Origin of the sequence: Enterobacter cloacae complex sp. 302F9, from assembly GCF_050030335.1 — a bacterium.
In the GTDB taxonomy this organism is placed as follows: domain Bacteria; phylum Pseudomonadota; class Gammaproteobacteria; order Enterobacterales; family Enterobacteriaceae; genus Enterobacter; species Enterobacter hormaechei_C.
Genome location: NZ_JBLGUC010000001.1, coordinates 3,326,769 through 3,340,513 on the forward strand (window position 1 = coordinate 3,326,769; position 13,745 = coordinate 3,340,513).

The 13,745-nt window shown below is 56.6% G+C and carries 11 protein-coding genes; 7 read left to right on the forward strand and 4 right to left on the reverse strand.

Annotated features, from left to right (window positions below):
- Positions 1 to 42: 42 nt before the first annotated feature.
- The gene (locus ACQG0T_RS16070; RefSeq protein ID WP_271040377.1) at positions 43 to 492 is read right to left on the reverse strand and encodes a DUF2919 domain-containing protein; all 450 of its coding nucleotides are present in this window, start codon (positions 490 to 492) and stop codon (positions 43 to 45) included.
- Positions 479 to 904 (reverse strand): GNAT family acetyltransferase, encoded by a 426-nt coding sequence (locus ACQG0T_RS16075; protein ID WP_003861292.1) that lies wholly within the window; start codon positions 902 to 904, stop codon positions 479 to 481. The genes ACQG0T_RS16070 and ACQG0T_RS16075 overlap by 14 nt, the downstream gene beginning before the upstream one ends.
- Before the next feature lie 212 nt (positions 905 to 1,116).
- Between ACQG0T_RS16075 and amiA the strand changes: the two genes are divergently transcribed.
- Together amiA and hemF are read left to right on the forward strand one after the other, a co-directional pair.
- Complete coding sequence (gene amiA, locus ACQG0T_RS16080) at positions 1,117 to 1,992, forward strand: N-acetylmuramoyl-L-alanine amidase AmiA (protein ID WP_271040378.1); 876 nt, start codon at positions 1,117 to 1,119, stop codon at positions 1,990 to 1,992.
- Positions 1,992 to 2,891 (forward strand): oxygen-dependent coproporphyrinogen oxidase, encoded by a 900-nt coding sequence (hemF, locus tag ACQG0T_RS16085; RefSeq protein WP_271040379.1) that lies wholly within the window; start codon positions 1,992 to 1,994, stop codon positions 2,889 to 2,891. Before amiA ends, hemF begins: the two co-directional genes overlap by 1 nt.
- An 84-nt stretch (positions 2,892 to 2,975) precedes the next feature.
- Here hemF and maeB read toward each other — a convergent pair whose 3' ends face one another.
- Complete coding sequence (gene maeB / locus ACQG0T_RS16090) at positions 2,976 to 5,255, reverse strand: NADP-dependent oxaloacetate-decarboxylating malate dehydrogenase (RefSeq protein ID WP_023295115.1); 2,280 nt, start codon at positions 5,253 to 5,255, stop codon at positions 2,976 to 2,978.
- 286 nt (positions 5,256 to 5,541) lie between these two features.
- Between maeB and tal the strand changes: the two genes are divergently transcribed.
- Together tal and tkt are read left to right on the forward strand one after the other, a co-directional pair.
- On the forward strand, positions 5,542 to 6,492 hold the full coding sequence (gene tal, locus ACQG0T_RS16095) for a transaldolase (RefSeq protein WP_271040380.1): 951 nt from the start codon (positions 5,542 to 5,544) through the stop codon (positions 6,490 to 6,492).
- 19 nt (positions 6,493 to 6,511) lie between these two features.
- Positions 6,512 to 8,500 carry a transketolase gene (tkt, locus tag ACQG0T_RS16100; RefSeq protein WP_271040381.1) on the forward strand — a complete coding sequence of 663 codons (1,989 nt, stop codon included), beginning with the start codon at positions 6,512 to 6,514 and terminating at the stop codon, positions 8,498 to 8,500.
- An 87-nt stretch (positions 8,501 to 8,587) separates the two neighbouring features.
- Here the strand turns inward: tkt and ACQG0T_RS16105 are convergent, their stop codons facing one another.
- On the reverse strand, positions 8,588 to 8,920 hold the full coding sequence (locus ACQG0T_RS16105; protein WP_271040382.1) for a tRNA-binding protein: 333 nt from the start codon (positions 8,918 to 8,920) through the stop codon (positions 8,588 to 8,590).
- A gap of 138 nt (positions 8,921 to 9,058) precedes the next feature.
- Here ACQG0T_RS16105 and ebgR point away from each other — a divergent pair, with 138 nt between their 5' ends.
- From ebgR to ACQG0T_RS16120, 3 genes are all read left to right on the forward strand, one after another.
- Positions 9,059 to 10,042: a transcriptional regulator EbgR gene (gene ebgR, locus ACQG0T_RS16110; RefSeq protein ID WP_015572215.1), complete on the forward strand. Its 984-nt coding sequence runs from the start codon at positions 9,059 to 9,061 to the stop codon at positions 10,040 to 10,042.
- A 146-nt stretch (positions 10,043 to 10,188) separates the two neighbouring features.
- Positions 10,189 to 13,272, forward strand: coding sequence for a beta-galactosidase subunit alpha (gene ebgA, locus ACQG0T_RS16115; RefSeq protein WP_032102770.1), 3,084 nt, complete (start codon positions 10,189 to 10,191; stop codon positions 13,270 to 13,272).
- Positions 13,269 to 13,718, forward strand: coding sequence for a beta-galactosidase subunit beta (locus ACQG0T_RS16120; RefSeq protein ID WP_015572213.1), 450 nt, complete (start codon positions 13,269 to 13,271; stop codon positions 13,716 to 13,718). The genes ebgA and ACQG0T_RS16120 overlap by 4 nt, the downstream gene beginning before the upstream one ends.
- The last annotated feature ends 27 nt before the right edge of the window (positions 13,719 to 13,745 follow it).

Below are 13,745 nucleotides of genomic sequence, written 5' to 3' on the forward strand. Positions count from 1 at the left end.
ATCAACGCTTGTTGGAGTGCAGTATCGGCAAAAAGTGCCGTTTTAATCTGACTCTTGCGTAAAACAGGCGCGTAAACGGGGATTCGTGACCAGCCACAGCAGCGCGACAATATCCGCCACCACCAGCGCAATCCCGATACCGGAAAGCGGCTCGCCGTACAGCCAGAGTACGGGTTGCCAGGCCAGAAGCACAACCTGCGCCAGAATCAACAGCCAGCGAAGCGCGCGCCAGATGCGCGGGAGGAACTGCCGCCGACCGCTGCACAGGAACGCCAGCACCGCCGGTACACCGGGCAGTAACCCCAGCCAGAACGCATCGTGATCGGGATAAAAGAGATTCAGTAGCGTATCGCCCTGCCCGCGTGACGCGCCAGCCATCACGAACAGCACCCAGGTGCGGGCCTGCAACAGCAGAACGCACCAGAATAAAAAAGGCAGACGCAGACGACCGTGAACATCATAGTCGCCAGGGTGGAACTCAGTACTCTTCATCTTCGATCAGGCGCTTACCCAGCGTCAGTACATCCGCGTGCTCGTAGCCCAGACGTTCATACATGCCCAGCACCACGTCGTTATCTTCCCGCACCATAATCTGGATTTTCGGGCAGCCACGGGCGATCAGTTTCTTTTCCAGACGGTTAAGCAGCGCGTTGGCGATGCCGCGCGCGCGATATTCCGGGTGCACGCCCAGATAGTAGGCCGACCCGCGGTGGCCGTCGTACCCGCCCATTACCGTCCCGACCACCTCGCCGTTGACCTCAGCGACCAGAAACAGACTGACGTCGTGGTTCACCTTCCGTTCGATGTCCATTTCCGGATCGTTCCACGGACGCAGCAGATCGCAGCGCTCCCAAAGGGTGATCACCTCTTCGAAATCTTCCTGGCGAAAAACGCGTATCTCCATGGTATTAACCGCCTTTTCGGGTTTAAAAACAGTGATTATGGCGTGAACAGGGCATTTAGCCAATAACCGGGGAAAAACTCGCCAAAATTTGGCATAATGTCACTTTGTCACGTATTGAAATGAAAAGTAAAACAATTCTCAATAAGGAATGTCGTCACGCAAAACGCGATACGATATAACACCAGGACCCCAATTTTTACAATTCAGGCCGCATGAGCACATTCAAACCATTAAAAGCACTCACATCGCGTCGTCAGGTTCTCAAAGCGGGGCTGGCGGCCTTAACGTTAACAGGCATCGCAAAGCAGGCTCAGGCAAAAGAAGAGAGCTCGCTTAAAACCAGTAACGGACACAGCAAGCCGAAAACCAAAAAAGCCGGCACAAAGCGTCTGGTCATGCTCGATCCGGGCCACGGCGGGATCGACACCGGCGCCATTGGCCGAAACGGGTCGAAAGAAAAACACGTCGTGCTGGCAATTGCAAAAAATGTGCGCGCAATTTTACGCAGCAACGGCATTGACGCCCGCCTGACGCGCACGGGCGACACGTTTATCCCGCTGTACGATCGCGTGGAAATTGCCCATAAGCACGGCGCCGACCTGTTTATGTCCATTCACGCGGATGGCTTCACAAACCCTTCCGCCGCAGGCGCATCGGTGTTCGCCCTCTCCAACCGTGGCGCCAGTAGCGCCATGGCGAAATACCTCTCCGATCGCGAAAACCGGGCGGATGAAGTGGCCGGGAAAAAAGCCACCGACAAAGACCATCTGTTGCAGCAGGTTCTGTTTGATCTCGTGCAGACCGATACCATCAAAAACAGCCTGACGCTCGGCTCGCATATCCTTAAACGGATTAAGCCCGTGCACCGTCTGCACAGTAAAAGCACCGAGCAGGCCGCGTTTGTGGTGCTGAAGTCCCCGTCCATTCCGTCCGTGCTGGTTGAAACCTCGTTCATTACCAACCCGGAAGAGGAGCGTTTACTCGGCACCACGGCGTTTCGTCAGAAGATCGCGAACGCTATCGCCTCCGGGGTCATCAGTTATTTCAACTGGTTCGATAATCAAAAAGCGCACTCCAGGAAACGTTGATGAAACCGAATGCACAGCTGGTCAAAACTTTCCTGATGCAGTTACAGGACGCGATTTGCCAGAAACTGGCCGCCGCAGACGGCGGTGAATTCCAGGAAGACACCTGGCAGCGCGAAGCGGGCGGCGGCGGGCGCAGCCGCGTGCTGCGTAACGGTGGCATTTTTGAACAGGCCGGGGTCAACTTCTCCCACGTCCACGGTGATGCAATGCCGGCGTCCGCCACGGCGCATCGGCATGAACTGGCGGGCCGCAGCTTCGAGGCGATGGGCGTCTCGCTGGTGGTGCATCCGCATAACCCGTTTGTGCCAACCAGCCACGCCAACGTGCGCTTTTTCATCGCGGAAAAACCGGGGGCCGATCCGGTCTGGTGGTTTGGCGGCGGTTTCGACTTAACGCCTTACTATGGCTTCGAAGAGGACGCCGTGCACTGGCACACCACCGCGCGCGACCTCTGCCTGCCGTTTGGCGAAGACGTTTACCCGAAATACAAAAAGTGGTGCGATGATTATTTCTATCTGAAGCATCGCGACGAGCAACGCGGCATCGGCGGGCTGTTCTTTGACGATCTCAACACGCCGGATTTTGATACCGCGTTCAGCTTTATGCGCGCAGTGGGTGAAGGCTTTACCGATGCCTATCTACCGATTGTCGAACGCCGCAAAAACACCGACTACGGCGTTCGCGAGCGTGAGTTCCAGCTGTACCGCCGCGGGCGTTACGTGGAGTTTAACCTGGTATGGGATCGCGGGACGCTGTTTGGCCTGCAAACCGGTGGGCGCACGGAGTCCATTCTGATGTCGATGCCGCCGCTGGTGCGCTGGGAATACAGCTTTGAACCCAAAGAAGGCAGTCCGGAGGCTGCCTTGCGTGATTTTATTCGGGTTCGGGACTGGGTGTAACCCCCTCACCCCTGCCCTCTCCCAAAGGGAGAGGGAGTATAAATTCCCTCTCCCTTTGGGAGAGGGTTAGGGTGAGGGTAAAAATTACAGCGGCTGCGTCTGTGCCTCAACCACCGCCAGCGCCACCATGTTGACGATACGACGCACGGAGGCAATCGGCGTTAACACATGTACCGGTTTTGACACCCCCATCAGCACTGGCCCTACGGTCACCCCTTCAGAACTCGACACGCGCAGCAGGTTATAGCTGATACGCGCCGCTTCTACGTTCGGCATAATCAGCACGTTCGCGGAGCCTTTCAGCGGGCTGTCCGGCATACGTTCATTACGAATGCTCTCCACCAGCGCGGCGTCGCCGTGCATCTCGCCGTCGATCATCAGTTCCGGCGCACGCTCGCGCACCAGGTCCAGCGTCTGGCGCATTTTGCACGCCGCCGCGGATTTGGATGACCCGAAGTTAGAATGCGACAGCAGCGCCACTTTCGGCTCGATACCAAAGCGGCGCACGGTTTCCGCCGCCATCACGGTGATTTCCGCCAGTTCGTCCGGGGAAGGATCGTCGTTGACGTAGGTATCGGCGATAAAGGTGTTACCGCTTGGCAGCAGCAGCGCGTTCATTGCGCCGGCAGTATGAACACCCTCGCGATAGCCGAAGATCTCCTGCACCACGCTGAAATGCTCATGGTACTCGCCGATGGTCCCGCAGATCAGCGCATCCGCCTCACCGCGGTGAACCATGATCGCGCCGATCACCGTGGTGTTGCTGATCACCGCCCGCTGCGCCTGCTCCTGGGTGATCCCCCGACGCTTCATAATCGAATAGTATTCGTTCCAGTACTCTTTGAAGCGCGGATCGGATTCGTTATTGACGATCTCAAAGTCGACGCCCGGCTTAATTTGCAGGCCCAGCTTCTGAATACGCATCTCGATCACGCTCGGACGACCAATCAGGATCGGTTTCGCCAGCCCTAAGGTGATCAGCTCCTGCGTGGCGTGCAGCACGCGCGCCTCTTCCCCTTCCGCCAGCACCACGCGCTTCGCGTCAGCGCGCGCCTGGGAGAAGATCGGCTTCATAAACAGGTTGGTTTTGTAGACGAACTCGGTGAGTTTATCGACGTAGGCATCGAAATCTTCAATCGGCCGCGTCGCCACGCCAGAGTCCATCGCCGCTTTGGCCACCGCTGGCGCGATCTTCACGATCAGACGCGGGTCAAATGGTTTAGGGATAATGTAGTCCGGGCCGAAGCTCAGATCCTGATCGCCGTAGGCGGAGGCCACCACTTCGCTCTGCTCGGCGTGCGCCAGCTCTGCGATAGCATGAACGGCGGCAAGCTTCATCTCTTCGTTGATTGCCGTAGCGCCAACGTCCAGCGCACCGCGGAAGATGAACGGGAAGCAGAGCACGTTGTTCACCTGGTTCGGGTAGTCCGAACGTCCGGTACAGATGATCGCGTCTTCACGCACTGCCTTCGCCAGCGGCGGCAGAATTTCCGGCTCCGGGTTCGCCAGGGCCAGGATCATTGGCGCGCGCGCCATCTTCTGCACCATTTCCTGGGTCAGTACTTTCGGGCCTGAACAGCCGAGGAAAATGTCGGCACCTTCAATGACGTCTTCTAGCGTGCGCTTGCCGTCGTCTTCCACCGCATAGGCCGCCTTGGTTTCCGCCATGTTTGGCTCGCGGTCTTTGTAAATCACGCCTTTGGAGTCGCAGACCACGATGTTGTGTTTCTGCATGCCCAGCGCCACCAGCAGGTTCATACAGGCGATGGCCGCGGCGCCAGCGCCGGAGACCACCATGCGCACGTCGGAGAGGTTTTTCTCGACCACGCGCAGGCCGTTCAGAATGGCGGCGGTACTGATAATCGCCGTGCCGTGCTGGTCGTCATGGAACACGGGAATGTTCATACGCTCGCGCAGCTTCTGCTCGATATAGAAACATTCCGGCGCTTTGATGTCTTCCAGGTTGATGCCGCCGAAGGTCGGCTCCAGCGCCGCCACCACGTTGATGAATTTATCCGGGTCCAGTTCGTCCACTTCGATATCAAAGACGTCGATACCGGCAAATTTCTTAAACAGAACGCCCTTCCCTTCCATCACCGGCTTACCGGCCAGCGCGCCAATGTTCCCTAACCCCAGTACCGCCGTACCGTTAGAGATAACGGCCACCAGGTTGCCACGGGCGGTGTATTTGTACGCTGCCAGCGGATCTTTTTCGATTTCAAGGCACGGGGCAGCTACGCCTGGCGAGTAGGCCAGCGCCAGATCGCGCTGGGTCGCCAGCGGTTTGGTCGGGGATACCTGGATTTTACCCGGAACAGGAAACTCGTGAAAATCGAGAGCGCTTTGTTTTAACTGATCATCCATCTTGTTATTCCTTTCACGTTTCGGTCAAAAAGGGTGATGTTGACGTTCCTATGCACACCCTGGTGTGCCGCATAGTATCGCCGCAGGCAGGCTCCTAAACTTTGAAGGCTGCCAAACTCTCACCATTGCAGAATAAAAATTGTTATCAATTTATAACAGCCATGTTACCCGTCTCAGACAGCAATGCCTCCCCCGTCTGCTATGCTTTTTTGTTAAGTCCATCATGATTTTCTCAGAAGTGTGACCTGACGCACTCGACTAACTCTTTTATTTCCAAGGAGTAATTATGAACCAGCTAGACGGCATCAAACAATTTACCACCGTGGTTGCAGACAGCGGCGACATCGAATCGATTCGTCACTACCAGCCGGAAGACGCGACCACCAACCCCTCGCTGCTGCTCAAGGCGGCCGGTCTTGCGCACTTTAGTCATCTGATTGATGACGCCCTTGCCTACGGCAAACAGCGCGGTAAAACGCAGGAGCAGCAGGTCGCCGAAGCCAGTGACAAGCTGGCGGTCAATATCGGTGCGGAAATTCTTAAAAGCATACCGGGACGCGTCTCCACCGAAGTGGATGCCCGCCTCTCATTCGACCAGGAAAAGAGCATTAGCAAGGCTCGCCGCCTGGTGGAACTCTACCAGGAGCAGGGGATCGATAAATCACGCATCCTGATCAAGCTTGCCTCCACCTGGGAAGGCATCCGCACGGCGGAAGTGCTGGAGAAAGAGGGGATCAACTGTAACCTGACGCTGCTGTTCTCCTTCGCCCAGGCGCGTGCCTGCGCCGAAGCGGGCGTGTTCCTGATTTCACCGTTTGTCGGACGTATCTACGACTGGTATCAGGCGAAACAGCCGATGGATCCGTATGTGGTGGACGAAGATCCCGGCGTGAAATCGGTGCGTAATATCTACGATTATTACAAGCAGCACCGCTACGAGACCATCGTGATGGGGGCCAGCTTCCGCCGCACCGAGCAGATCCTCGCGCTCGCGGGCTGCGACCGGCTGACCATCTCCCCAGACCTGCTGAAGAAGCTTCAGGAGAGTGAAGAGACGGTGATCCGCAAGCTGGTGCCAACCTCTACCGTTCTGCCAAAACCAAAACCCATGACCGAAGCGGAATTCCGCTGGGAGCACAATCAGGATCCAATGGCCGTGGAAAAACTGGCAGACGGCATCCGTCAGTTCGCCGTCGACCAGCGCAAACTCGAAGATCTTCTCGCCGCCAAACTTTAACCTTGCCACGGAGTGAACTATGTCCCGTAAAGAGCTCGCCAACGCCATTCGCGCCCTTAGCATGGATGCCGTACAAAAAGCCACTTCCGGCCACCCTGGCGCCCCCATGGGTATGGCTGATATCGCCGAAGTGCTGTGGAACGACTTCCTGAAGCACAACCCTACCGATCCGACCTGGTACGACCGCGACCGTTTTATTCTTTCCAACGGGCACGCCTCGATGCTGCTCTACAGCCTGCTGCACCTTTCCGGCTACGATCTGCCGCTTGAGGAATTAAAAAACTTCCGCCAGCTGCACTCCAAAACGCCGGGCCACCCGGAGATCGGCTATACGCCGGGCGTTGAAACCACTACCGGCCCGCTGGGCCAGGGGCTGGCGAATGCGGTTGGCCTGGCGATTGCCGAACGTACGCTGGCCGCGCAGTTCAACCAGCCCGACCACGAGATTGTCGATCACTATACCTATGTCTTTATGGGCGACGGCTGTCTGATGGAGGGGATCTCTCACGAGGTCTGTTCTCTGGCGGGCACCCTGGGGCTGGGCAAGCTGATTGGCTTCTACGATCACAACGGTATCTCCATTGACGGGGAAACCGAGGGCTGGTTTACCGACGATACGGCGAAACGCTTTGAAGCCTATCACTGGCACGTGGTGCACGAGATCGACGGTCACGATCCAGAGGCGGTGAAAAAAGCGATTCAGGAAGCGCAGAGCGTGAAGGACAAACCGTCCCTGATCATCTGCCGCACCACCATCGGCTTCGGCTCGCCGAACAAAGCGGGCAAAGAGGAGGCGCACGGCGCGGCGCTGGGTGAAGAGGAAGTGGCGCTGACCCGCCAGAAACTGGGCTGGAAACACCCGGCCTTTGAGATCCCAAAAGAGATCTACAAGGCCTGGGATGCTCGCGAAACAGGTGAAAAAGCGCAGCAGGCCTGGAACGAGAAGTTTGCCGCCTACAAAAAAGCGTATCCGGAGCTGGCGGCTGAGTTTACCCGCCGCATGAGCGGCGGCCTGCCGGAAGACTGGGAAGAGAAAACTCATGCGCTGATTGAGAACCTGCAATCCAACCCGGCGAAAATTGCCACCCGTAAGGCATCACAAAACACCCTGAACGCGATTGGCCCAATCCTGCCCGAACTGCTGGGCGGCTCGGCGGATCTGGCGCCAAGTAACCTTACCATCTGGTCCGGCTCTAAATCCCTGAAGGAGGACATTGCCGGGAACTACATCCACTACGGCGTGCGCGAGTTTGGGATGACCGCCATTGCCAACGGCATCGCCCACCATGGCGGCTTCGTGCCGTACACCGCCACCTTCCTGATGTTTGTCGAATATGCCCGTAACGCGGCGCGTATGGCGGCCCTGATGAAGGCGCGGCAAATCATGGTGTACACCCACGACTCTATCGGGCTGGGTGAAGATGGGCCGACGCACCAGGCGGTAGAGCAGCTGGCGAGCCTGCGCTTAACGCCAAACTTCAGCACCTGGCGTCCTTGCGATCAGGTGGAAGCGGCAGTGGGCTGGAAGCTGGCCGTAGAGCGTCATAACGGACCCACGGCGCTGATCCTGTCGCGCCAGAACCTGGCGCAGATCGAGCGCACGCCGGAGCAGGTGAAAAATATCGCCCGCGGCGGGTACATCCTGAAAGACAGCGGCGGCAAGCCAGACGTGATCCTGATCGCCTCCGGTTCCGAGGTGGAAATCACTATAAAAGCGGCGGAGAAACTGACCGCCGAGGGTCACGCGGTGCGCGTGGTTTCCCTCCCTTCAACGGATATCTTTGATGCTCAGGATGAGGCGTACCGCGAATCGGTGCTGCCTTCAAACGTCGCGGCGCGCGTGGCGGTTGAAGCTGGCATTGCCGACTACTGGTACAAATACGTGGGCCTGAAAGGGGCAATTGTCGGGATGCATGGTTACGGTGAATCCGCCCCGGCCGACAAGCTGTTCCCATATTTCGGCTTTACCGTTGAGAACGTGGTGGAGAAGGCGCTAAGCGTGCTGTAGTGCTTTTGCCGGGTGACGCTGTCGTTTACCCGGCCTGCGGTTCGAGGCTTTGTAGGCCGGGTAAGGCGTAGCCGCCACCCGGCTTTTTCACACCACTCTTACCCCTGCCGCCATCACCCGCTCCGGCGTTAATAACACACTTTCTCGGGCGTCATCGGTTTCCGCGCAGAGCAACATGCATTCAGATGTTTCACCGCGCATTTTAGCCTTTGCCAGGTTACACAACACCACCACCGTTTTGCCCATCAGCTCCTCTTCCCGGTAATACGGCACCAGGCTGGTGACGGTTTGCAACGTTCTGCCTCCCACCTCTATCTGCGCAATATAGAGCTTGTCCGCATTGGCGTGACGTTTAACGTCAACAATCTTTCCCACGCGGATCTCGAGCTTTGCAAAATTATCGTACGCTACCGTTTCCACTTTTGCCTCCTTGGTAAAATTTTACTAAATACTAGCACGATAACTGGCGAGGGCAACAGGGATGTTATTTACTAAAAATTAATGCATGTCCGAACGCATCCTTTACAATAAGCTATCTCGTGGGGAATAAGGACAAACATGGCAACGCTGAAAGACATCGCGACGGAAGCTGGCGTCTCGCTGGCAACGGTATCCCGGGTTTTAAACGATGACCCGACGCTGAATGTGAAAGAAGAGACGAAACACCGCATTCTGGAGATTGCCGAGAAGCTGGAATACAAAAGCACGACCTCCCGTAAAATGCAGTCTGTCGCTGCCGGTCAGCAACATATTCTGGCGCTCTACAGCTACCAGCAGGAACTGGAGATCAACGACCCTTACTATCTTGCCATTCGCCACGGCATTGAGACGCAGTGCGAAAAACTGGGGGTCGAACTGAGTAACTGCTACGCTAATGCCACCCTGCCGGAGCTGAAAAAGCTCACCGGGGTGTTGATTGTAGGCAAACCCTCCCCTGCGCTTCGACGTGCGGCAATGTCGTTGACCGACAACGTCTGTTTTATCGACTTTCACGAGCCAGGCAGCGAGTACGATTCTGTCGATATTGACCTTTCGCGCATCAGCAAGCAGATCGTGGATTTCTTTATTGCTCAGGGAGTTAAGCGGATTGGCTTTATCGGCGGCGAAGATGAGCCAGGCAAGGCTGATATTCGGGAAGCCGCCTTCGTGGAGTACGGGCTCCTGAAAGGGGTGGTATCGGAACAGGACATCTGGCGCGGCGGTTTTTCCAGCTCGTCCGGTTATGAACTGGCAAAAATCATGCTGGCACAACAGTGCTGGCCTTCCGCCTTGTTCGTGGCCTCCGATTCCATCGCCATCGGGGTGTTACGCGCCATCCACGAAAAAGGGCTGGCGATCCCGGAAGATATTTCACTGATCAGCGTGAACGACATTCCAACCGCCCGCTTTACCTTCCCGCCTCTTTCCACCGTGCGCATTCACTCTGAAATGATGGGCAGCCAGGGCGTTAATCTGCTGCTGGAAAAGGCCCGCGATGGCCGCGCGCTACCGCTTCAGGTCTTTGTCCCGAGCGTACTGAAGCTGCGCGGCACCACCCGCTGATTTCCACCTGTTAACTCTCCCGCCGGGCACGCCCGGCTTTTTTAATTTCGTGATCGAGTTAAAGCAAATCGGTTTTACTGATTTTATTTAGTAATATATTTACTAAAATCTCCAGCAATGATGTTTTACCCCTACAGGGAGATCACATGAATCGCTGGGAAAATATTCAACTCACGCATGAAAACCGGCTCCCGCCGCGTGCGTACTTCTTCTCTTATGACACCGTTTCCCGGGCGCGCACGTTTGCGCGTGAAGCCAGCAGCCACTTTCTGTCGCTAAGCGGAAAGTGGAACTTTCGCTTCTTCACGAACCCGCTGCTTGTCCCGGAAAACTTTACCTCAGAATACATGGCCAACTGGGGCGATATTACCGTGCCGGGCATGTGGCAGATGGAAGGTCACGGCCAGTTGCAGTACACCGACGAAGGCTTTCCTTTCCCGGTGGACGTACCATGGGTGCCGTCAGACAACCCGACCGGGGCATACCAGCGCTGGTTTACGCTTTCTGAAAGCTGGCAAGAGAAACAGACCCTTATCAAGTTTGACGGCGTCGAAACCTATTTCGAAGTCTACGTGAATGGCCGCTATATAGGCTTTAGCAAAGGCAGCCGACTGTCTGCCGAGTTTGATATCAGCGATGCGGTACACAGCGGGCAAAACCTGTTGTGCGTGCGGGTTATGCAGTGGGCAGATTCCACCTACATTGAGGATCAGGACATGTGGTGGACGGCGGGGATATTCCGCGACGTCTACCTGCTGGGAAAATCACTCACGCATGTCCGCGATTTCACGGTTAAAACCACCTTTGACGAGGCATACCGGGACGCCACCCTCTTCTGTCAGCTTGAGCTGGAAAACCTTGCTGCACGCCCTGGCTGTGTTCAACTGGATTATACCCTGTACGACGGCGGGACAATGCTGCACCAGGGAACAACCGACAACCTGACCGTCAGCGAGCGTGCGGAAACCGCCTTCAGCATTGAGGTGAGGCATCCCCGCCAGTGGTCCGCTGAATCGCCGGATCTTTATCATCTGGTCATGACTTTAAAAGATAACCATGGCCAGACGCTGGAAATCATCCCGCAGCGCATCGGGTTTCGGGATATCAAGGTGAAAGACGGCCTGTTCTACGTTAACAACCGTTATCTGAAGCTGCACGGCGTCAATCGTCATGACAACGATCATCTGAGGGGCCGCGCGGTGGGGATGGATCGCGTGGAGCGCGACCTGATCCTGATGAAGCAGCACAATATCAACTCGGTACGTACCGCCCACTACCCGAACGACCCGCGCTTTTACGAGCTTTGCGACCTGTACGGCCTGTTTGTGATGGCTGAAACGGATGTGGAATCTCACGGCTTCGCCAACGTCGGCGACCTGAGCCGCATTACGGACGATCCGGTGTGGGAGCCGGTCTACGTTGAGCGTATCGAACGCCATATTCACGCGCAGAAAAATCATCCGTCGATCATCATCTGGTCGCTCGGAAATGAGTCCGGCTACGGCTGTAACATCCGCGCGATGGCCCGTGCGGCAAAAGCGCTGGATGATACTCGCCTGCTTCACTACGAAGAAGATCGCGACGCCGAGGTGGTGGACATTATCTCCACCATGTATACCCGCGTACCGCTGATGAATCTGTTTGGCGAATACCCGCACGCCAAACCGCGCATTATCTGCGAATACGCCCATGCGATGGGCAACGGTCCCGGCGGGTTGACCGAGTATCAGAACGTGTTCGATCGCCACGACTGCATTCAGGGGCATTATGTCTGGGAGTGGTGCGACCACGGTATTCAGAAAACAGACGCCAGCGGCAACATCTGGTACGCCTATGGCGGCGACTTCGGTGATTACCCCAATAATTACAACTTCTGCCTCGACGGGCTGATCTACTCCGATCAAACGCCCGGGCCAGGTTTGCGTGAGTACAAGCAGGTGATCGCCCCGGTCAAACTGCGCTGGCAAAACGGTGAGCTGCACGTTGATAACCGCTTATGGTTCACCAGCCTGGATGATTACACCCTGCTCACGGAGGTGCGTGCGGAAGGTGAAACGCTGCACAGCGAGCCACTGAACATCACCGGGTTGGCCCCCAACAGCTCCCGCAGCGTCAGCCTGCACGTGCCGGAACTGGACGAGCGCGAAGCATTTCTGACTGTACGTATTATCAAAAACAGTCCCACGCGCTACAGCGAGGTCGGGCACGAGATCGCGGTGTATCAGTTCCCGTTAAAAGGCCGCACGGCACGCCCGACACCGTTTATCAACACCAGTGCCACTCCGCTGCGTCTGGAGGAAGATCGCCTGAGCTGCACCGTGACCGGGCATAACTTCCGCGCGAGCTTCTCTAAAGTATCGGGAAAACTCAGCGCCTGGCAGGTGAACGGTGAGGAATACCTTACCCGTGAGCCGAAGATTAACTTCTTCAAGCCCATGATTGATAACCATAAGCAGGAGTATGAAGGGCTGTGGCAGCCGTATCATTTCCAGATCATGCAGGAGCACCTGCGCGGTTTCGAGGTTGAGCAGCATGACGATGCGATCATCGTCACCACCCGTACCCTGATTGCCCCGCCAGTGTTTGATTTTGGCATGCGCTGTACCTATCGCTGGCGCATCGCCGCCGACGGGCAGATCAACGTTGAGCTATGCGGTGAGCGCTACGGCGAGTACCCACACATTATTCCGTGCATCGGCTTTACGCTTGGCATCAACGGCGGTTTCGATCAGGTGAGCTACTACGGGCGAGGGCCGGGTGAAAACTATCCGGACAGCCAGCAGGCCAGCACCATCGACCTGTGGCACACCACGGTTGATAAGATGTTTGAAAATTATCCGTTCCCGCAAAACAACGGCAACCGTCAGCAGGTGCGCTGGGCCTCCCTCGCGGATCGTCATGGCAGCGGCGTGCTGGTCGTACCGCAACAGCCTCTCCACTTCAGCGCCTGGCACTACACGGCTGAGAACATTCACGCCGCACAGCACTGCAACGAACTGCGCCGCTGCGATGACATTACGCTTAATCTTGACCACCAGGTGCTGGGCTTAGGCTCCAATTCCTGGGGAAGTGAGGTACTGGAGAGCTGGCGCGTCTGGTTCAGTCCGTTCCGCTACGGCTTCACATTGCTCCCGCTCAATGGCGGCCGCATCGCCTCGATGGCGCTGGCACGCCAGCAATTCGGCACCGGTTTCTTCTCCATGGATTTGCACAGCGAGGCAGACAAATGATCGTTCTTGAGAGCCTGGAACAGTTTCAACAGCATTACCGTACGGGTCGCAAATGGCAGCGCTGCTCAGAAGCCATTAACAATATCGATAATATCTCGCCCGGCGTAGCCCATTCGATTGGCGATTCGCTGGCCTACCGTGTGACCAATGATGCCAGCACCGACGCGCTGTTTGTCGGGCATCGCCGCTATTTCGAGGTGCATTACTACCTTCAGGGCGCGCAGAAAATTGAATATGCCGCCAAAGATGCGCTTCAGACAGTGGAGTGTTACCGCGATGAGACCGATCGAGAATACCTGAAAGGCGTGGGTACCACCGAACAGGTGCGCGAGGGGCAGATCGTAATTTGTGAGAACCATGAGGCGTATCGCTTTATCAGCGAGGAGCCGGTCAAAAAAGTCATTCTCAATGTGACCATCGAAGACGGTTATTTCCATAACAAATAAAAAAACGAGCGGTGCCAATGAAGCACC

Excerpts from the sequence above, each read along its gene's own strand:
- amiA (WP_271040378.1), top strand. The coding sequence starts at position 1,117 with ATGAGCACATTCAAACCATTAAAAGCACTCACATCGCGTCGTCAGGTT.
- tal (WP_271040380.1), top strand. The coding sequence starts at position 5,542 with ATGAACCAGCTAGACGGCATCAAACAATTTACCACCGTGGTTGCAGAC.
- ebgR (WP_015572215.1), top strand. The coding sequence starts at position 9,059 with ATGGCAACGCTGAAAGACATCGCGACGGAAGCTGGCGTCTCGCTGGCA.
- maeB (WP_023295115.1), bottom strand. The coding sequence starts at position 5,255 with ATGGATGATCAGTTAAAACAAAGCGCTCTCGATTTTCACGAGTTTCCT.
- ebgA (WP_032102770.1), top strand. The coding sequence starts at position 10,189 with ATGAATCGCTGGGAAAATATTCAACTCACGCATGAAAACCGGCTCCCG.
- tkt (WP_271040381.1), top strand. The coding sequence starts at position 6,512 with ATGTCCCGTAAAGAGCTCGCCAACGCCATTCGCGCCCTTAGCATGGAT.
- ACQG0T_RS16070 (WP_271040377.1), bottom strand. The coding sequence starts at position 492 with ATGAAGAGTACTGAGTTCCACCCTGGCGACTATGATGTTCACGGTCGT.
- hemF (WP_271040379.1), top strand. The coding sequence starts at position 1,992 with ATGAAACCGAATGCACAGCTGGTCAAAACTTTCCTGATGCAGTTACAG.
- ACQG0T_RS16075 (WP_003861292.1), bottom strand. The coding sequence starts at position 904 with ATGGAGATACGCGTTTTTCGCCAGGAAGATTTCGAAGAGGTGATCACC.
- ACQG0T_RS16120 (WP_015572213.1), top strand. The coding sequence starts at position 13,269 with ATGATCGTTCTTGAGAGCCTGGAACAGTTTCAACAGCATTACCGTACG.